Genomic DNA, 20769 nt, shown 5'->3' with positions numbered 1-20769 from the left:
TTACTTTACGGTCTCATAATTATCATCCCATTCTTTTGCTTTAGGATTATCGTGTAATTTACCAAGGGATTTTGCAACAATCATAGAAACTGTAGCATCACCTGTTACATTTACAACGGTTCTACACATATCTAAAGGTCTATCTACTGCAAAAATTAAGGCCAATCCTATTGGTAATAATTCAGCCGGAAAACCAACAGATTCTAAAACTATAACCAACATTACCATACCAGCACTTGGTACAGCGGCACTACCTATTGATGCTAATAGCGCAGTTAATACAATAACAACCTGATTAGTAAATGTTAGGCCTTCTGGCCAAATAACTTGCATAATAAAAACAGCTGCAATGCCTTGATATAAACTTGTACCATCCATATTAACCGTAGCACCAACTGGTAACACAAAACCAGACACTTCTTTATCTACACCAATATGCTCTTCTACCCTTTCCATTGTTACTGGTAAAGTTGCTGCGCTAGAACTCGTTGAAAATGCAAGTAATTGCGCAGGACTCATATTCTTTAAAAACCACAGTGGTGATTTTTTAGTCACCAATGTAATTAATAATAAATAGAAGCCTATCATTAAAACTAAACCAACAACCACGCAAAGTGCATATTGTACTAATTTTAGAAGTATTTCGGTATCATCAAAAGCAATAATAACATTGGCCATTAAAGCAAAAACAGCATATGGAGCAAACAGCATAATTAAGTCAACCATTTTCATAATGACTTCATTGAGCGAATCGAAAATGTCTACCATAGGTTTGGCTTTTTTCTCTCCTATTAAGAGCAACGAAATACCAACAAACAGCGCAAAACAAATAACTTGAAGCATTTTAGCTTCTCCCATTGCTTTAAAAATATTACTTGGAAAAATATCTACTAAAGCCTGCAGTGGTCCTGCATTTTGTTGTGCACTAGCCTTTTCTAATTTATCTGTTACACCAGCATCATTTTCGTATTTAAGCTTTATCTTTTCTATGGTTGCTTCTGGCATGCCTGCTCCAGGTTTTACAACGTTTACTATTGTTAAACCAATAACAATAGCAATTAATGTTGTACCAACGTAAATGGCTATGGTACGTAAACCCATGCTTTTTATCTTAGAGATATCCTTTAAGTCTGAAATCCCTTTTATTAACGACGCTAAGATTAATGGAACAGCAATTAATTTAAGAAGATTAATAAATATTTTACCAAATGGTGCAATCCAATCTGTTACAAATTGCTGATTACTCATTGAATTCATTATGAAGCCAAAAATAATTCCGAGAATCATGCCAATAATAATCTTCCAGTGTAATGCTAATTTCTTCATGCTTTTCCTTAACCCTTTCCAAGGGAAAAGGATTTATTTAATTTAAAATTCTTATCTAATGTTAATTACCAATTTATAATAATTACTATTATCATTATTACTATGGCATAAGTTAATACTCCTAAAGTTCTTGCCTGAGATGCTTGTTCAATTTTTTTATCGAAACCAAACGATTCTAACCGTTTATTTTCCGCTTTATTAAACTCATAAGTATTTAATAATCCACCATCCGTTTGAAATGGAAACAAGAAAAAAGTTAACCATTCTCTTGTGGTTAAAGGAATATCTTTCCGCTTCTTTCTATTTTCTTCTTCTAAATTCAAACAATTTAGAGATTAAAGTCTTGTAACTCTATCTAGCAGTAAATAATCTGCTAATACCAAAGCAGCCATGGCTTCTACAATAGGTACAGCTCTTGGCACAACACAAGGATCGTGTCTGCCTTTGCCTTGCATTTCTACAATTTCGCCTGCACTATTTAATGCATCTTGTTTTTGTATAACCGTTGCTACTGGTTTAAAGGCCACTCTAAAATAGATATCCATCCCATTAGATATACCACCTTGTATACCACCAGATAAATTAGTTTTTGTGGTTCCATCTTCATTAAATAAGTCATTATGCTCGCTTCCTTTCATTTTTGCTCCACAAAAACCGCTTCCATATTCAAAGCCCTTTACAGCGTTAATTGACAGCATGGCTTTACCTAACTCAGCATGTAATTTATCAAAAACCGGTTCTCCGAGTCCAACTGGTACATTTTTTATAACACAAGTAATTGTGCCACCAATAGTATCTCCTTGCTTTTTAATTTCTTCTACTTTAGAAATCATTTTCTGTGCAGAAACTTCATCAGGACAGCGAATAATATTAGATTCTATTTTACTAAAATCTAAATCTTGATAAGGTTTATCTATAAAAATATCACCTACCGAAGAGGTAAATGCATTAATTTCAATTTTTGATAAGAATTGTTTTGCAATCGCACCTGCTACAACACGAGAAGCCGTTTCTCTTGCAGAACTACGTCCTCCTCCTCTATAATCTCTTACGCCATACTTTTTATCGTAAGTATAATCTGCGTGACTGGGACGATACACATCTTTAATATGGCTATAATCTTTAGATTTCTGGTTGGTGTTATGTATTACAAAACCAATTGGAGTTCCTGTGGTTACACCTTCAAAAATACCAGAATAATACTCTACAGTATCTGGCTCTTTTCGTTGCGTTACAATTTTAGATTGACCTGGTTTTCTTCTATTAAGCTCATTCTGAATTTCCTCTAAATTAAGCTTAATTCCTGCAGGACAGCCATCTATAATTCCACCAATCGCTTTTCCATGAGACTCACCAAATGTTGTAAGTTTAAATAATTTTCCAATCGTATTTCCTGCCATTACAATTTATTTTACGCTAATGTAATTGTATTATCAGAAAAATGAAAATTGTAGTTCTTATTTATAAATATAAATTACCGTTCTTCTAATAATATCTTTTTAAGATGAGCTTTTTAATTCAATTGTTTACATTTATAACATTAATGTAATATTGTGCAATTATGAAATTTAATTTATTCATTTTAGTGTTTAGCTTATTAATGTTTGAATGCTCCTCAGATGATACCAATAATGAAACTTCAGATGGTATTTATTTTCCTATTGGTTTAGATAACACCTGGAATTATAGTGTAGAAAACACAAGTGAATCTAATCCTGAATTAAACTTCAGTGCTACTGATGTAGTAACTATAAATTCTGTTGCCGACAATATGTTTACTATGACAGTTAATAATGGAACTGCACCTGCTAACGGAACTATGAATACCTTCTTTGGTTCTGGTACATTTATAACATCAAACTCTACTTTATTATATAATGGAGATTTTGAAATATTATCCGAAACTGAAGAGTTACCAATTCCAGATATTAATTTAACCGATTTCACACTTTACGACACTAATGCTAGCTTAGATACGCAATTATACAGTGATACTAATAGTTTTACAGAAGATGTAGACTTAAATGGCCAAATATTACCTATAACTACTACTTACCAAATTACAAATACATATCTCAACAATTTAAGCTCATTAACTGTAAATGAAACAACGTATACTAATGTTATACATACTGAAATTAAGGTTAATATAGAGGTTAGTACTGTGATAGATATAGGCTTCCCAATTTCGCAATCTATTTTAGATGCACAAGACATACTAGTAATTAATAATTATTATGCGGAAGATATTGGACTTATTAAATCTGATGCCAATCAGAGTTTTCAGCTAAACGAACAGTTCTTAACTCTAATGACTACTTTTGGAGGGTCCTTAGATTTTCCTTCTAACATTAGTGTATATAATTCTCAAGAATTAGAAAGTTACATCTTTAATTAACATAATACCATTTCATTACTGCTAATACCAAACATAAAATAACAGACCGTTAAGTTATTTTAAAACAAAATGGTTTAGTGAAAACAATTTAGCCAAGCTTACTGACTTTTACAAAATTGTAATACCTGTAATTACACATAACATTTAGTTCATGTTTTAATAACAATTTACTCATTGATAGTTAATTATAGGGTAACTCTGTTTCTATAAAAATTAATGTTCTTTGCATGTATAATTTTAACTATTGTGAAAATAAAGAGAAAAGTAGAAATAGCAGTAATTTCAGATGTACACTTAGGTACTTACGGTTGCCATGCTAAACAGCTTTTAACGTATTTAAACAGTATTGAACCCAAAAAGCTGATTTTAAATGGTGATATCATAGATATTTGGCAATTTAAAAAACGCTACTTCCCTAAATCTCATCTTAGTGTCATTAAAAAAATAATGGACTTTGCTGCAAACGGTACCGAAGTTATATACATTACTGGCAACCATGATGAAATGCTTAGAAAATTTACCGATACAGAAATTGGTAACGTTTCTATTGTTAACAAATTGGTTTTAGAATTAGACGGAAAACGCGCTTGGTTTTTTCATGGTGATGTTTTTGATATTTCCATTCAGAATGCCAAATGGTTGGCAAAACTTGGTGGTTATGGTTACGATTTACTCATACTAATGAACCAATGTACTAATTGGTGTTTAGATAAACTCGGCAAAGAACGGTATTCACTATCTAAAAAGATTAAAAACAGTGTAAAAGGAGCTGTAAAATATATTAACGATTTTGAAACGGTAGCCACAGACTTAGCTATTGAGAATGGCTATGATTATGTGATTTGTGGACATATTCATCAGCCAAAAATGTTAAAAATTGAAACTAAAAAAGGACATACAACCTATTTAAATTCTGGTGATTGGGTAGAGAATTTTACTGCGCTAGAATATCAGTTTAAACGCTGGAAAATCTACAGCTACAGCGAAGATAAACTCTCTGCTTTCTTTGCAGATGAAGATTTAAAAGATATGAATATGCAAGACTTAATTGCCGCTATCACTATCGTTGAGCAACCAAAAGCTAACAAAAAGAAGAAAGAAAAGCTAAAGTAAAGCGTCTTTTAATATTGATATAGGATGCTGAGCTACTCTACCAGTTCCATCTTTAATTTGATGTCTGCAACTTGTTCCATTCGCAGAAATCATAACATCATTTGAAGCTTTACGAATAGCAGGAAACAAGGTTTGTTCTCCAATCTGCATACTCACTTTGTAATGCTCTTTTTCATAACCAAAACTACCAGCCATACCACAACAACCACTTGGTATTATGGTTACTTTATAGTTTACTGGTAAACTCAATACATCAAAGCTCGATTTTTGATTTGCCAAAGCCTTTTGATGACAATGACCATGAAATTTAATGGTCTTAATATTTTTAGTAAATTGTTCTGGTTTTATGTTTCCTAATTGAATTTCTTGTTGAATAAATTCTTCAATTATCAATGTGTTTTTTGCAATGGATTTTGCCGATTCTTTATCATCTGCTAATCTTAAATATTCATCTTTAAACGATAAAATAGCTGAAGGTTCTATACCTATTAAAGGTGTGTTTTCAGTTATCAAATCTTTGAATTTGGACACGTTTTTATTTGCCATTTTTTTCGCCTCTGCAACCAAACCTTTTGAGAGCATTGCTCTACCAGATTCTGCATTTGTAATGATGGAAACCTTGTAATTTAAACGTGTTAAAAGCTCAATGGCATCTACACCAATTTCAGTATCTAAATGATTGGTAAATTCATCATTAAAGAGAAACACTTCTTTAATACAATTTTTGTTAACTAACTTGTTATTAATTAATTGAAGTTCTTTATCTAAACTTTTATTTGAGATTAAAGGTAAGCTACGTTGTTTAGCAATGCCGCCAACTGATTTTATAATGGAACTTGTAAATCCGTTAGAAAACATAAAATTTGTTAGCTTCGGAACTTTACTCGCATACCCATTAATTTTGTTATTATAAGCAAACAATTTTGTTCTAAAAGGGACACCATTTGCTTGTTGATATTGGTATTGAAATTCGGCTTTTAAAGCTGCTACATTTACGCTACTTGGACATTCACTTGAGCAGGCTTTACAACTCAAACACAAATCAAAAACTTGCTTTAATTCTTCATGATTAAACTTATTCGCTTTCTCAGAATGTGTTAAAAATTCTCGTAACGCATTTGCTCTTGCTCGTGTGGTATCTTTTTCATCTTTTGTGGCTCTATAACTCGGACACATAGTTCCGCCAAACTCAGGTAATTTTCTACAATCGCCAGAACCATTACATTTTTCAGCTTCGCGCAAAATACCTTCGGAACTCGAGAAATCTAATAGTGTTTCTATTTGTGGCTCTTTTCTATTAGTTTCGTAACGTAAATTCTCATCCATAGAATAAGCATCAACTATTTTATGAGGATTGAAAATATTTTGAGGGTCGAACGCAGATTTTATTTGTTTAAGAATTTCATAATTAGGCGCACCAATCATCAACGGAATAAATTCCGCTCTCACAATACCATCGCCATGTTCACCAGACATAGAACCGTTGTATTTCTTTACAAGTTTAGCAACAGCAGTAGTAATTTCTCTAAAAAGCTGAACGTCTTCTTTTTGTTTTAAATCTAAAATAGGTCGTAAATGCAACTCTCCTGCTCCAGCATGTGCATAATAAACGGCATTTTGGTTAAAGGTTGTCATTAGCGCTGTAAATTCAGATATGTAATCTTCCAAATCTTCAAGCGCAACCGCTGTGTCTTCAATACAAGCTACAGCCTTTTTATCGCCAACAATATTTCCTAGCAGACCTAAACCTGCTTTTCGTAGTTCAAAAGCCTTATTGATATCTACACCTTTTAAAACAGGTTGCGCGTAACTTAAATTTAATTGCGATACGATTTGTAAAAATGCATCTATTTCTAGTTGAAGTAATTCCGAAGTGTGAGCACGCAACTCGCACATTAAAATAGCAACAGGATTACCTTCAATAAATGTTCTATTGCGTTGCTGCGTTTTATTATGCTTTGTAAGATTCAGAATAGAATCATCCATCATTTCGCAAGCATGTAAATTATGTTTCATCACATGTGCAACTGACTTCATACAAGCTTCAATACTATTAAAATGAAGCGCAACCATAGCACTTTCACTTGGTGGTAAATCATCAAGTTGCAACGTGATTTCCGTTGTAAAAGCCAATGTACCTTCACTTCCTGCTAACAAATTACACATGTTAAAACTTGAACTTGAAGTCGAACTTGAGAATACATTAGACTTAATTAGTTCATCAATAGCATAACCTGTATTTCTTCTATGTATCGTGGGTTTTGGGAAATTATCTATTATCTGATTCTGAATAGTTTCAGATTCTAACGCTTCAAATATGGTTTTATAAATATGACCTTCAAGCGTGTTTAATTTCGTTTTATGATGAAATTCTTCAGATGTCAAATCTGAAAATTCCGCTTCAGTACCATCGCTTAAAATAGTTTTAAGACGAATTACTTTATCTCTAGTTACACCATATTGAATGGATGTGGTTCCTGAAGAATTATTACCAACCATGCCACCAATCATACAACGATTAGACGTTGAAGTATTAGGGCCAAAAAATAAGCCAAAAGGTTTGAGATAATTATTCAGCTCATCTCTTACCACACCTGGCTGAACCGTTACCGTTTTTTCAGATTCATTAATATCTAAAATACGCGTAAAATATTTTGATACATCAACAACAATACCTTCACCTACACATTGTCCTGCTAACGAAGTTCCTGCTGTTCTAGGAATTAAAGAGGTATTATTATTCTTAGCAAAATTTATTAAGCGTTTTAGATCCTCAGTATGCTTTGGCAAAGCTACTGCCATTGGTAATTTTCTATAAACCGAAGCATCTGTTGCATATAGCTTTCGCATTAAATCGTCACAATGTAATTCGCCTTCTAATTCAGAATTTAGCCTTTTAAGCTTTTCAAGGTCTACATTTAGCATATACGTTAATAATTGATGGATTCAGGTTATAAAATTGTGCTAAAAAAAATGCTCAACAATCAATTTTGGTATAATTTTGGCGTTATGAAAGAAAGCAATTTTGCAATTGCTAAAATTAAAAATTTTAAAGCAAAATTATTATGAAGAAATTATTTTTATTAAGTTCATTGTTAATAGGATTTACAACAATAGCATCTGCTCAAGACATCGCAGATAACGCCATAGGATTACGAATTGGAGACAGTGATGGCTTTGGAACAGAAGTTTCGTACCAACGTGCATTAGGCGATAACAACAGATTAGAAGTAGATTTAGGATGGCGAAGTGGTAATAATTATGACGGTTTTAAATTAGCTGGTCTTTACCAATGGGTTTGGCAATTAGAAGGCGATTTTAACTGGTATGCAGGTGCAGGTGCTGGTCTTGGCTCTTATAGTTTTGATAGTTATAATAACGAAAGCGACTACAATGACACGTTTGCCTTTTTAGCTGGTAACGTAGGTATAGAATATAGCTTTGATTTTCCGTTATTACTATCTTTAGATTTTAGACCAGAAATAGGCTTTGGAGACGTCAATGATGATTTAGACTTTGATATTGCTTTAGGAGTGAGATATCAATTTTAAAATTGAATACATATTTTTTTTACTAAACCACCTTTTCTAGGTGGTTTTTTTATTAACTTCTCCCTCATGAAACAACTTGCTATCATTGGTCTTGGTCCTAGAGGGCTTTATGCTTTAGAAAATGTTATCACCCAATTATCGCAACACAATAAAGAAATCCAAATTCTAGTTTTTGAAAACTCAAAAGAGCCAGGTGCTGGCCATGTTTGGCAAGAAGAACAACCAGATTCTAACTGGATTAATATTACAGAACGCGCACTTACGGGTTTAGAAAACAGACCAAAACTGCACTACAGAAATGCAACTATTGAAGCGTTTCCATCATATCATAATTGGTGTAATTTTACTTTAGAGCCACATGAAAACGATACATTTCCGCCAAGGAAGAAATTAGGCAAGTATCTTAACGAAAGTTTTAATTCTAATTCATCTGAAGCTCCAGGAATTGATTTTAAATGAATATAACCATTCAAGTTCTCTTCTAATCGCAGTTTCCTTGCCACAGCCACTAAGCGTTCCATGGTATAATCTGCACTTTTAAAAATGCCAGAACTGAGAAATAAGCCGTCTATATAATTTCTGCGATAGAAATTGATAGTTAAATCCACAACTTCCTGAACCTTGAAAGCAGCACGTTTTATATCATTACTTTTTCGAGTGACGCAATACGCACAATCAAAAATGCAATAATTGGTTAATAGTATTTTAAGTAACGACACACAACGACCATCTTCGGTGTAAGAATGACAAATTCCCATGCCAGTAGCATCTCCTAAACCTTTGTTAGTATTAGCGCGTTTGCTTCCGCTAGATGAGCAAGACACGTCATATTTTGCGGCATCTGCGAGTATTTTTAATTTTTCTTGGGTACGTTGAAAAGACAATTCTTTTTCCTCCTCTTTCTATTAATTATTTTGACTCACAAAATTACTACATATAAAAGTATTTAATTGCTACACGTTGTAGTATTATGGAAATAGTGGAAATATAAAGTTTATCCAATCAAATGAGTTAAGATTTACAGCATAACCTTTAAACTAAAATTATAGTAAAACTTACATTGAAGTATTATGAAAAAATTCATGATTCTAATAGTAATACTAAGTACACAACATATGAGTGCACAGCACAAAATACCAGAAGATATACGAACTAATGTAGAAACGGCTTTAGCTTATTATCCGCAATTAGACAATGTTAAAATAGAATTTAGATTTAAAAAAAATATTAAAAAATCGACGATGCAAGCACGACCAACATTTGGCAGTTTTTTTAAGTCTAAAAAGGATAGAAATTACATTATTCTTATTAGTGAGAAATTTAAAATTGCAGATAAGGAATTTTTAACCAGACACATACCAGATGATATTTTTATTGGTTGGATTGGTCATGAATTAGGCCATATTATGGATTACCAAGATAGAACAAAAGGCAATCTTATTTGGTTTGGACTAAAATATTTGTTTTCTGAAAATTCTATAATTGAAGCAGAACGTTGTGCAGATAGTTTTGCTGTAGCCCAAGGCATGGAAGACTATATTTTAAAGACTAAAGACTTTATTTTAAACCACGCTGACATTACGCAATCTTATAAAGATAGAATTATAAAGTATTATCTATCACCTGAAGAAATTATGGAATTAGTAGCACATAGAGATGCAGAACGAGCATTGATTGAGGATTGATAAATCACAACCATTTCATTTTTTAAAACAAAAAAGCTATTACTTCTATAATAGCTTTTTTAATATTTTATTCAGTTGAAATCTATTAAGACCCTTCAATAAACGCTTCCCATTCTGCAAACTTTTCTTCTCCCATAACACGTTCCATTTTTACTTGTCCACCTTTTTTCTTGTTTTTTTCGTTCCAATCGTAAAAACGTTCTGGTGGAATTATAGTCACTTTTACACCATGTAATGCTTTGTTTCGTGCGACCTTGTAATTTTTGTTCGCCTGTTTTAAACTTTCATCTAAAGCCTTCGCTATTTCAGAATTATCAACACCTTCTACATCAGAACCTAAATACCAATAGTGATAAAACTCATCATCATCGCCTCGTTTAGCGCAAATAGTATATTCTGAAATGGTGGTATCAAATTTTTCTTCTAATTCCCGCATCGCAGCATCCATTTTATTCACTGATAATTGCGAACCAACTGTATTTAAAAAGAATTTAGTTCTTCCAGTAATTTTAATTTCGGCACGTTTCACATCTATAAATTCTATAGTATCGCCAATTAAATAACGCCAAGCACCACTTACTGTACTAATAATTAATACATAATCTTGGTCTTTTTCAACCTCTTTCAAGGTTAACGCTGGTGCTTCCTTTTTTAGGGAACCATCTTCATTTATATATTCTGGTTTAAAAGGTACAAATTCAAAATAAATACCATTATCTGTATTCAGTTGCATAGCATCAGTTTCTGGTCGTACTTGCGTAGCAATGTAACCTTCCGAAGCCAAATACGTATCAATAACGGTAACTGGTTTTCCTAATAAGGCCTTAAAACTCTTTTCATATGGTGCAAAAGCGACGCCTCCAGATGTATACACTTGCAAGTTGGGCCAGATCTCATGAATGTGATTTAAATTGTGATAATCTATAACTTTTTGAAGCATTAATTCTATCCAAGACGGAATGCCACTTAAGGCACCAATATCCCAATCTTTTGCGCGTTCTACAATACGCTGCACACGGTCGTCCCAATCATCAATCTGCGAAATTTCATCTCCAGGTTTATAATATCCTCTAAACCAAGATGGAATATTACTTGCACTAATGCCACTAATTTCGCCTTCTTTATGGTCGTCTTTTTCAATTAAATCGGTAGAACTCCCAAGCATCATAATTTCCTTTTCGAAGAAATCTGCAGGAAGGTCAAAATTATTGAGTGCAAACACCTGTTTAATTCCAGAACCTCTAATAGCTTCAATCATAGCATCAGTAACCGGAATTCGTTTACTAGTTTTCCCAGTTGTACCAGAACTCAACGCAAAATATGATGGATTTCCTGGCCAAGTGACATCAGTTTCACCATCTTGAAGTTTGTGCCACCAGTTATCATTAATCTTATTATAATCGTAATAAGGCACTTGCGCTGCAAACGATTTTTGAGGGTTCTCACTCTCTAAAATATGTTCAAAATTAAAATGAGCTCCAAATTGTGTGTGTTTTGCCGTTTCAAGCAATTCCTTTAATACTTTTTCTTGTGCTTTTTCATGAATAATTTCAGTAGTAAACGTGTCTTTTAGCTCAATGACACCTTTTATAATATTTCCTAATATAGCCATAATGTGTTTTAAAATTTTTAATTATGCTGCGATTTTTCTACAGGCTTCTGCACATTTTCTGCAGGTTTTAGCACATGTTTTACAATGTTCGTGCTCATGCTCACCACAATGATCTGCGCAATAATCGCAAATTTCGGCACACAATAAAGCGTACTGTTTTATAAACACACTATCTGCGGTAATTACCTTTATTAACATATCGCAAGCATCTGCGCATTGAATACAACATTTAGGACAATCGTTAAAACTTTCTTTTCCTGACATTTCAGAAAAACAGATTCTACAGTCTATAATACATTCTAAATTAGTTTCAACAATCTCCTTATATAAAGTTTTCATAATAAATGATTTAAATATTAATTTTTACTAAGGTCTTCAATATTTAAAGAAGGTTGTATTGCAATTGCTAAAAGATTTAACGCATATCATATATTAAAATCTTCCAGCTTTAAAAATTATTGTATAGACTAATTTTAATCGTATTTGAGTTAAGAATTGATTCCATTTTAAAGCTTATTTCATCTTAACTTAAAAACGAAAGAATTATGAAAGAGTGGTTTAAATTTTCAACAGATGGTTTTCTTTCCATTATATTAACAACGATAGGTATTTATGTAGCATTAATAGTTTTAACACGCATAAGTGGCAAACGAAGTTTTTCTAAAATGTCTAGTTTCGACTTTTCTTTGACAGTTGCTATTGGTTCCATAATGGCAACAGTTATAATTTCTAAATCAGTGTCTTTACAATATGGCATTAGCGCATTGGCAATTATATATTCTATACAAATGTTAGTGGCTGCGGCCAGAAGAACAAAATTTGTACAACAAATAATTGACAACAAACCAACGTTATTAATGAAAGATGGCAAATTATTAAAAGCCAATTTAAAAAAATGTAAAGTCTCAAATTCTGACATAAAAGCTAAGCTAAGAGAAGCCAATGTGATACAATTATCAGAGGTTAAGGCGGTCATTTTTGAGTCTACAGGCGACATTTCCGTTTTGCACGGCACAAGCGATAAATCTATTGATGAATGGATTATGGATTTTTAGAATAAAGCTTAAAAATTTGTTTAATTTTGCTTTCAAATAATGATAAATTAAGAAATCTGTATTTAATATGAAAGACACTGCATTATCTTCTACACACCAAGCACTTGGTGCAAAAATGGTTCCTTTTGCTGGTTATAATATGCCAGTTCAATATGAAGGTGTAAACGCTGAACACGAAACGGTTAGAAAAGCGGTTGGTGTTTTTGATGTCTCTCATATGGGCGAATTTTTAATAGAAGGTCCTAATGCTTTAGCGTTAATACAAAAAGTATCTAGTAACGACGCTTCTAAATTAGAAATAGGAAAAGCACAGTACAGCTGCTTACCAAATGATGATGGTGGCATTGTAGACGACTTAATTATTTATAAAATTAAAGACGAAACCTATTTATTAGTAGTTAACGCTAGTAATATTGAAAAGGATTGGAACTGGATTACCTCTAAAAACGATGTTGGTGCAACAATGCGCGACTTAAGTGAAGACTACGCTTTACTAGCCATACAAGGACCAAAAGCCGTTGACGCAATGCAATCTTTATCTAGCCAGGACTTAGCAGACATAAAATTCTACAACTTTATTGTTAGTGATTTTGCAGGTATAGAGCATGTCATTATTTCGGCAACGGGTTATACTGGTAGTGGCGGATTTGAAATTTATTGCAAAAATTCTGAAGTAAAACAAATTTGGGACAAAGTCCTTGAAGCTGGTGCGGATTTCGGAATTAAACCGATTGGTTTAGCTGCAAGAGACACCTTACGTTTAGAAATGGGTTATTGCTTATATGGTAACGATATAGATGATACAACATCGCCAATTGAAGCCGGATTAGGTTGGGTTTGTAAATTCAATAAAGACTTTACAAATAGTGAGGCCTTAAAAGCTGAAAAAGAGCGCACACCAGAACGTAAATTGGTCGCTTTTAAATTAGACGAACGCGGCATTCCTCGCCAAGGTTATGATATTGTAGATAGCAGTGGAAAAACTATTGGCAATGTAACTTCTGGTACCATGAGCCCTAGTTTAGGTATTGGTATTGGTTTGGGTTATGTACCAAAAGTATTTTCTAAGGTAGATAGCAAAATCCATATCCAAGTGCGTAAAAAAGCCATTCCTGCTACGGTTATAAAATTGCCGTTTTTTAAAGGTTAATTGATAGAATGTTGTGTGATTAATGAAGAAGGAAACAGCGCAAAAACATCGTATTCTAGTACTTGGTGCAAGTGGCTATATTGGTAATGCCATTTACAAAGAATTAGGACCTTATTTTAGAACCTTTGGCACCTACAGAATCCCAAAAAAGGAATTTGAAAAGAACAAACAATTCTTTCAATACAACGTTGAAGAAGATGATGTTTACGAAATTCTTGAAGCTACAAAACCTTCTATAATTATTTCTGCACTTCGCGGAAATTTTAACGCACAAGTTATTGCGCATCAACATATTATAGAATACGTTTTAAAGCATAAGTGTAAGTTTATATTTTTATCTTCGGCTAATGTTTTTGATGCTTACAGTCAATATCCAAGTTACGAATTAGACAAAACATTAAGCCATAGTGTATACGGACATTTTAAAATAAAGATTGAAAATTTATTATTACGAATGCCCAAAAAGCAGGTCGCAATAATTAGACTCCCAATGGTATTTGGACCTGCTTCACCACGATTAAATGAGCTAAAAAAAGCTATAAAAGAAAAGGAAGCTGTAGAGGTGTTTCCTAACTTAATAATGAATGTGACGTTAGATAAAAAAATGACGCAACAAATTCATTACATCATTAACAGAAATAAGCATGGTATTTTTCATCTTGGTAGCACAGATTTAGTGCATCATGATGATTTTATCAAGGAAATCCTAGCGCTTATTACAGATAAAAAAGTACTTACAAAGCAAGTGTTTACTACTAATGAAGACCGTTATTTAGCCGTTTTACCAAAGTTTAATAAACTGCCAAAACATCTTCAAATTACAAGTGAAGCCGTTTTAGAAGAATTAAAAAAGTAGTTTTTAAATAAAAGAGCCCGTTTTCCTGTTTCAATAGTGAAAATAATAGTAATTTTAAAGAAAACCCAGCTTATGAAATTAGACGATGATACTATAGAAAAGAAATTATTACATCTTCCGGAATGGGATTATTACGAGAATGCCATTCATACCGAATATGAATTCGATAATTTTAAGGATTGTTTCAGTGCGATGAGTCGTATTGCGTTTGAGTGCGAAGCCTTAAACCATCATCCTAATTGGAGCAATGAATACAATATTTTAAAAATTTCGTTATCCACACACGACGAAGATGGTGTAACCATTAAAGATTTTAAACTTGCCGAAGCTATTGAAGCTATTGTTGAGGAAGAGGATGATTAGATGGTTAGATGGTTAGATGGTTAGAATTAAATACTTTGAAAAAATAGCATTCCAACGCTCTAGCTATTCAAGTTACACTTAAAATCTATTTTCTTTTCTCTATCTTCTTTATTCTTTTTTTGAATTCTCTACGCTCTCACTTCTACGCTCTTATTTTCTTCAACCTTCCAATCAATTAGAGATAAAATTCACATTTACCAATAATCATACTTCAAGATTTTTAATAATTTCTTAAATTTGCTATGCCTTGTCTTATATTTTAGATTAGGCATTTTTAAAACTTAATAATTTATAACTTTTTTTACTATGGGAAGAGCTTTTGAATTTAGAAAAGCAAGAAAAATGAAACGTTGGTCTGCAATGAGCAAAGCCTTTACACGTATTGGTAAAGACATTGTAATGGCAGTAAAAGAAGGCGGTCCTGATCCAGATAGTAATGCACGCTTAAGAGCAGTTATACAAAATGCAAAGTCGGTAAATATGCCGAAAGCCAATGTAGAACGTGCTATAAAAAAAGCAAGCGAAAAAGGACAAGGCGATTATAAAATTGTACTTTTTGAAGGTTACGCACAACACGGTATTGCCGTTTTAGTTGAAACTGCAACGGACAATAACACACGTACTGTAGCTAATGTAAGGTCTTATTTTAATAAAACGGATGGAAGTTTAGGAACATCTGGTTCAGTTGTTTTTATGTTTGACCATACTTGTAATTTTAAAATTGAAGACAAAGATTTCGATTTAGAGGAATTAGAGCTAGAATTAATAGACTTTGGTGTAGAAGAAATTTTTGCAGATACAGATGAAGACGAAAATGGAGAAGAGCAAAAATGCGTTATGATTTATGCGCCTTTTGAAAGTTTTGGAGATATTCAGTCTTATTTAGAAACTAACAATATTGAAATAATTTCTTCTGGTTTTGACCGTATCCCTCAGGTTACAAAAAAAATCACTCCAGAACAAGCTGAAGATGTAGAAAAACTATTAGAAAAGCTTGAAGAAGATGATGATGTTCAAAATGTATATCATACCATGGAAGAGAGTGCATAATTTTACACTTCACATATTTAAAAGAGGGCTTCTGCCCTCTTTTTTTTGTCCTACTCTAAAAATAATAGTACTTACTTATTTTATTCCAATTTAACCTCGTATTTTTATAATTCTGAGTTAATCAAGGTTTAAAAAACTAATATTTAAATTTATTAACTAATTTCATTAAAAATTCACATCCAAGTTCGTATTTATAAAAATGATTTAACATGAGTGTATTAAATAAATTTCAACTTAATGGAAAAACAGCATTAGTCACTGGTTGTAAAAGAGGTATTGGCAAAGCTATGGCAATTGCTTTAGCAGATGCTGGTGCAGACATTATTGGTGTTAGTGCCTCTTTAGAAAAAAAGGGAAGTGATGTAGAAAAAGAAATCACTAAACTCGGTAGAACATTTACAGCGTATACCTGCGATTTTAGTGACCGAAAAGCGCTTTATGCGTTTATAAAGATGGTAAAAGACGATTTTCCTGTAATAGATATTTTAGTGAATAATGCAGGCACCATAAAACGCGCTCCAGCATCAGAACATAGCGATGAGATTTGGGACCACGTCATTGAAGTCAACCAAACAGCACAGTTTATACTAACAAGAGAAATTGGCAAAACAATGCTTACTAGACAGTCTGGTAAAATTGTTTTCACTGCTTCATTATTAACGTTTCAAGGCGGAATTACAGTACCTGGATACGCGGCCAGCAAAGGCGCAATTGGCCAAATAACCATGGCATTCTCTAACGAATGGGCTGCAAAAGGGATTAATGTTAATGCCATTGCTCCTGGCTATATAAGTACCGATAATACTGAAGCCTTGAGAAAAGACTTAGATCGTTCTGAGGCCATTCTTTCTAGAATTCCAGCTGAACGTTGGGGAAAACCTGAAGATTTCGCTGGTCCAATAGTGTTTTTATGCTCTGAAGCATCAAGCTATATGCATGGCAGTGTTCTACTTGTTGATGGCGGTTGGATGGGACGATGACAACATCAAGATAAATCTCTACATACTTTATCTAATAAACTAAATAATGAAACACAATCTACTTATAGTCTTAACAACGCTTTTACTACTTTCTTGCAACAAAACAACTAAAGTTAACGACGAAGTTTTAGTTAGAAACACTAATGAGCTTCAAAATGCCATTACGCAAGCTCAACCAGGTAGCACAATTATTTTAGCTAATGGTATTTGGAAAGATGCCAAAATAAAATTCTATGGCTTAGGTACTAAAGACGCTCCTATTACGCTAAAAGCTGAAACACCAGGCGAAGTATTTATCGAAGGACAATCATTTTTACATTTAGGTGGCACGCATCTTAATGTTGAAAGTTTATATTTTAGAAATGGCTATTCTCCCAAAAGTTCTATCATTAAATACATGATTAATAAAGATAGCATTGCCAACCACACTAGAGTTACAAATACAGTCATTGAAGGTTTCACAAAACCAAACCGCTCTACAAACGACCGTTGGGTAGAATTTTACGGCAAACACAATCAATTAGACCATTGTTATATTTCTGGAAAATCTAATGATGGCGAAACAATTAGAGTCTTTTTTACAGGCAACGAACACATTAATAATCATCACCAGATTGTGAATAATTATTTTGGTCCAAGACCAAGAAAAGGTGGTCCAAGAGCAGAAACCATAAGAGTTGGCGACAGCAAAACAAGATTTACACCAGGCTATGTTAACGTTTCTAACAATTATTTTGAAGCTTGTAATGGCGAGGTTGAAATCATTTCAGATAAAACAAATTACAACTCATTTACCAACAATATCTTCTATAAATGCGAAGGCTCATTGGTGTTAAGACATAGCAATTATGCCACTGTAGACTCAAACATTTTTATTGGCGGCGACGATTCTGATTTTTATGGTGGAATAAGGGTTGTAAATACAGGGCATTGGATTACTAACAACTATTTCTACAAAATACGAGGCGAACAATTTAGAAGTCCGCTAGCCATAATGAATGGAATTCCTATGACACCTTTAAATCGTTATAAACAAGTTGTAGATGTTGTAGTTGCTAATAACACTTGGATAGATTGTAAATCGCCATTTCAAATAGGTGTTGGTCAAAATTTAGCAAGTGTAGACGTCTTACCTAAAAGCGAAATTCGTTCCGCGCCTCCTATAAGAACAACTATTGCTAACAACCTTATTTATAATACAAAATCAGACAAAGCGCCTTTGATTAATCATGATGATATGAGCGGAATTCTATTTAAGAATAATGTTTTAGATAACAATGCTAATGTCTTTTCAGAATTTAATGTGTTTCAAAATGAAACCATAAAAATGAAGAAAATCAATAACTGGTTATATGTACCTGAAACTAACAACAAAGTTTTAGATAGCGTATTTAATGGTTATGACTTTGAAAGAATTAAAAACGACTTATTTGGTTCATCTCGCAATGATAACAATAAAGTTGGCGCAATTAACCAATTAGCTGCTGCTGAAAACTTTAAAATTGACAAAAGTCAGTATGGACCAGATTGGTTTTCAACTGAAATAGATACTACTCAACCTAATGTACTTAAGGCATCATCAAATCCTGGCGAGCTTTCAAAATTAATTCAACAAGCACAACCAGGCGGTATTATTGAACTCACTGACACTGAATACTCAGTAAGCACATCTCTTAAAATTGATAAAGACATAACGCTTCGAGCTAATGGAGAAAATAAAGTTGAAATTATTTATAAAGGAAAAGCACACACACCTTTATTTGAAATGCATCCTAAAGGGAATCTTAAACTTCAAAATATAAATATAACAGGACAAGGGAATCAACTCACGTTTGCACCTCTCGCTGAAAATATGGCTTCAGCTTATAATCTATTTATAGAAGATTGCAGTATTGACAATTTCAACTACATTTTAAAAGCTTCAAAAGGGTCTTTTGCGGATAGCATCAACTTCAAAAAAACAGTGATTAAAAATAGTAAAAATGGCTTTGTTTTAGCGGCTGATGAAAAAGGCGATTACAATGCAGAAATGGTGACTTTCAACAATTGTGAATTCAATACTATCAATCAAAATCTTATTCATTTTTACAGAGGTGGCTATGATGAATCTACTATTGGTGGTGTTTTAACGCTTTCTAATAATCTATTTACAAATTGTGGTAAAACAGAAAAATCTGGTCTATTAATAAAAACACCAGGTATTATCAATGTGGATATTTCAGACAACACATTTAAGAATAATAATGTAAAACTTGTCGCGCTTCTTTGGGGCGAAAAGAATAATCATCATAAAAATAACACGCTCATTAATTCTGGAGAAATTATAGTTGAAGACCAACAAAAACTAGAAATTTTATATTAACACCAGCCACACCATGAATAAATTTAAAATAATACTCAAAAACCTTGGTCCTGGTCTGTTGTTTGCAAGTATGGCAATCGGAACATCGCATTTAGTACTTTCCACAAAAGCAGGTGCTCAATATGGCTGGATTATGGTAATCCCAATTATTTTGGCTAATCTCTTAAAATATCCATTTTTTGAATTTGGTATTAGATATACCAACATTACTGGTAAAAGTAACATTGAAGGCTACAGTAATCGAGGAAAAGGCTATTTATGGTTGTACGCTTTTATCACTTTAGCGACTAGCATTGCTAGTCCTGCTGCATTATGTTCTATTGCAGCAGGTCTTTTAATTAATATTTTAGGCATCCATGATGTTGAAATAACCACAGTGGCTTTAGGTTTGTTTATTTTTAATAGTATCATTTTAATTATAGGAAAATATAAATTATTAGAAACCACACTGAAGTTCTTAATTCCTATATTATTTGGCGCTTTATTAGTAACCACTGTACTCGTAATTAACAAAGGTCAAATCGCTCCTATTGCTAATTTTAAAGCTCCAGAAATATTTAACGAAACAGGTATATTATTTTTAATTGTTTTAATCGGCTGGATGCCAACAGCTGTAGAAGGCAGTAGTTGGCTAAGCCTTTGGAGCGCTGAAAAATATAAAGTAGACCTTAAAAAACCACCATTAAAGGAAGCATTACAAGAATTTAACTTAGGTTATATAATGACTGCTGTTTTAGCGATTTTCTTTTTAACCATTGGTTGTATGACGCTTTATGGCTCTGGCACAGAATTAAGCGGAAACGCAACTATTTTTGCAGACCAAGTGATTAACCTATTTTCTAGCCATATTGGTAATTGGGCTTATGTATTTATTGCTATTTCTGCCTTCGCAACCATGTATAGTACCTGTTTAACACAACATGATGCCATAGCAAGAGTGAGTGTAGATATCATTGGTTTATTAGTTGGTGAACACCAAAAATTTAAAGGACGAAAATACTACGCTTCTAGTATTATAATAATAGCTGTAATGAGCATTATTGTATTATATGCGCTTGGTGCAAACATGGGCTTAATTTTAGCGGTAGCCACTGCAACTTCTTTTGTCCTTGCACCTATAGTTGGTTATATGAATTTAAAAAATGTAATGAGTAATGAAGTTCCATTAGACCATAAACCAAAACTAAGATTACAAATCTTAACCTATTTAGGGATATTGTTTTTATCACTTCTTTCCATTTATTACGCTTGGATTCTAATATTTTAAA

The 20769-nt window shown here is 32.9% G+C and carries 19 protein-coding genes and 1 pseudogene; 13 read left to right on the top strand and 7 right to left on the bottom strand.

Going from position 1 to position 20769, the window contains the following annotated elements; all coding sequences use genetic code 11:
• The 3 genes from GN138_RS01010 to aroC all read right to left on the bottom strand — a co-directional run bounded on the left by GN138_RS01010 (nucleotide 1) and on the right by aroC (nucleotide 2726).
• Entirely contained in the window at nucleotides 1-1326 is a 1326-nt protein-coding gene (locus GN138_RS01010) for a dicarboxylate/amino acid:cation symporter (RefSeq protein ID WP_157361457.1), read from the bottom strand.
• Between the two features lie 65 nt (nucleotides 1327-1391).
• Nucleotides 1392-1649 (bottom strand): hypothetical protein, encoded by a 258-nt coding sequence (locus tag GN138_RS01005; protein ID WP_157361456.1) that lies wholly within the window; start codon nucleotides 1647-1649, stop codon nucleotides 1392-1394.
• A 12-nt stretch (nucleotides 1650-1661) separates the two neighbouring features.
• Nucleotides 1662-2726 carry a chorismate synthase gene (gene aroC / locus GN138_RS01000; RefSeq protein ID WP_157361455.1) on the bottom strand — a complete coding sequence of 355 codons (1065 nt, stop codon included), beginning with the start codon at nucleotides 2724-2726 and terminating at the stop codon, nucleotides 1662-1664.
• A gap of 161 nt (nucleotides 2727-2887) precedes the next feature.
• Between aroC and GN138_RS00995 the strand changes: the two genes are divergently transcribed.
• Together GN138_RS00995 and GN138_RS00990 are read left to right on the top strand one after the other, a co-directional pair.
• The gene (locus GN138_RS00995) at nucleotides 2888-3724 is read left to right on the top strand and encodes a hypothetical protein (protein WP_157361454.1); all 837 of its coding nucleotides are present in this window, start codon (nucleotides 2888-2890) and stop codon (nucleotides 3722-3724) included.
• A 216-nt stretch (nucleotides 3725-3940) separates the two neighbouring features.
• The gene (locus GN138_RS00990) at nucleotides 3941-4837 is read left to right on the top strand and encodes a UDP-2,3-diacylglucosamine diphosphatase (RefSeq protein WP_157361453.1); all 897 of its coding nucleotides are present in this window, start codon (nucleotides 3941-3943) and stop codon (nucleotides 4835-4837) included.
• Here the strand turns inward: GN138_RS00990 and GN138_RS00985 are convergent.
• Nucleotides 4829-7762 (bottom strand): FAD-binding and (Fe-S)-binding domain-containing protein, encoded by a 2934-nt coding sequence (locus GN138_RS00985; RefSeq protein ID WP_157361452.1) that lies wholly within the window; start codon nucleotides 7760-7762, stop codon nucleotides 4829-4831. The genes GN138_RS00990 and GN138_RS00985 overlap by 9 nt on opposite strands.
• A 140-nt stretch (nucleotides 7763-7902) precedes the next feature.
• Between GN138_RS00985 and GN138_RS00980 the strand changes: the two genes are divergently transcribed.
• Nucleotides 7903-8388: a hypothetical protein gene (locus GN138_RS00980; protein ID WP_157361451.1), complete on the top strand. Its 486-nt coding sequence runs from the start codon at nucleotides 7903-7905 to the stop codon at nucleotides 8386-8388.
• A gap of 66 nt (nucleotides 8389-8454) precedes the next feature.
• A complete protein-coding gene (locus GN138_RS00975; protein WP_157361450.1) occupies nucleotides 8455-8847 on the top strand; it encodes an FAD/NAD(P)-binding protein in 393 nt (130 codons plus the stop codon).
• Here GN138_RS00975 and GN138_RS16120 read toward each other — a convergent pair.
• Nucleotides 8811-9272, bottom strand: a pseudogene (locus tag GN138_RS16120) (putative DNA modification/repair radical SAM protein); the annotation flags it as partial. The gene GN138_RS00975 and the pseudogene GN138_RS16120 overlap by 37 nt on opposite strands.
• A 186-nt stretch (nucleotides 9273-9458) precedes the next feature.
• Between GN138_RS16120 and GN138_RS00970 the strand changes: the two are divergent.
• Complete coding sequence (locus tag GN138_RS00970) at nucleotides 9459-10073, top strand: hypothetical protein (protein WP_231743010.1); 615 nt, start codon at nucleotides 9459-9461, stop codon at nucleotides 10071-10073.
• Nucleotides 10074-10158: 85 nt separating this feature from the next.
• On the opposite strand, the gene GN138_RS00965 is transcribed toward GN138_RS00970, so the two are convergent.
• Nucleotides 10159-11685, bottom strand: coding sequence for a GH3 family domain-containing protein (locus tag GN138_RS00965; RefSeq protein ID WP_157361449.1), 1527 nt, complete (start codon nucleotides 11683-11685; stop codon nucleotides 10159-10161).
• Between the two features lie 21 nt (nucleotides 11686-11706).
• Nucleotides 11707-12024, bottom strand: coding sequence for a four-helix bundle copper-binding protein (locus GN138_RS00960; protein WP_157361448.1), 318 nt, complete (start codon nucleotides 12022-12024; stop codon nucleotides 11707-11709).
• A gap of 206 nt (nucleotides 12025-12230) precedes the next feature.
• Here GN138_RS00960 and GN138_RS00955 point away from each other — a divergent pair, with 206 nt between their 5' ends.
• The 8 genes from GN138_RS00955 (at nucleotide 12231) to GN138_RS00920 (ending at nucleotide 20768) form a co-directional block, all read left to right on the top strand.
• Nucleotides 12231-12740, top strand: coding sequence for a DUF421 domain-containing protein (locus tag GN138_RS00955; RefSeq protein WP_157361447.1), 510 nt, complete (start codon nucleotides 12231-12233; stop codon nucleotides 12738-12740).
• Nucleotides 12741-12807: 67 nt separating this feature from the next.
• Nucleotides 12808-13890: a glycine cleavage system aminomethyltransferase GcvT gene (gcvT, locus tag GN138_RS00950; RefSeq protein WP_157361446.1), complete on the top strand. Its 1083-nt coding sequence runs from the start codon at nucleotides 12808-12810 to the stop codon at nucleotides 13888-13890.
• Between the two features lie 22 nt (nucleotides 13891-13912).
• Nucleotides 13913-14746 carry a sugar nucleotide-binding protein gene (locus GN138_RS00945; protein ID WP_157361445.1) on the top strand — a complete coding sequence of 278 codons (834 nt, stop codon included), beginning with the start codon at nucleotides 13913-13915 and terminating at the stop codon, nucleotides 14744-14746.
• Between the two features lie 72 nt (nucleotides 14747-14818).
• Nucleotides 14819-15109, top strand: a complete 291-nt coding sequence (locus GN138_RS00940; protein WP_157361444.1) for a 4a-hydroxytetrahydrobiopterin dehydratase — start codon at nucleotides 14819-14821, stop codon at nucleotides 15107-15109.
• A gap of 306 nt (nucleotides 15110-15415) precedes the next feature.
• Nucleotides 15416-16159, top strand: coding sequence for a YebC/PmpR family DNA-binding transcriptional regulator (locus tag GN138_RS00935; protein ID WP_157361443.1), 744 nt, complete (start codon nucleotides 15416-15418; stop codon nucleotides 16157-16159).
• Between the two features lie 209 nt (nucleotides 16160-16368).
• Nucleotides 16369-17139, top strand: coding sequence for an SDR family NAD(P)-dependent oxidoreductase (locus GN138_RS00930; protein ID WP_157361442.1), 771 nt, complete (start codon nucleotides 16369-16371; stop codon nucleotides 17137-17139).
• Between the two features lie 46 nt (nucleotides 17140-17185).
• Nucleotides 17186-19501, top strand: coding sequence for a chondroitinase-B domain-containing protein (locus tag GN138_RS00925; protein WP_157361441.1), 2316 nt, complete (start codon nucleotides 17186-17188; stop codon nucleotides 19499-19501).
• Nucleotides 19502-19514: 13 nt separating this feature from the next.
• Entirely contained in the window at nucleotides 19515-20768 is a 1254-nt protein-coding gene (locus tag GN138_RS00920) for an NRAMP family divalent metal transporter (RefSeq protein WP_157361440.1), read from the top strand.
• The last annotated feature ends 1 nt before the right edge of the window (nucleotide 20769 follow it).

Source organism: Winogradskyella endarachnes, from assembly GCF_009741275.1.
In the GTDB taxonomy this organism is placed as follows: domain Bacteria; phylum Bacteroidota; class Bacteroidia; order Flavobacteriales; family Flavobacteriaceae; genus Winogradskyella; species Winogradskyella endarachnes.
Note: the sequence above shows the minus strand (reverse complement) of the source record. Positions and strands in the feature narration are given on the sequence as shown.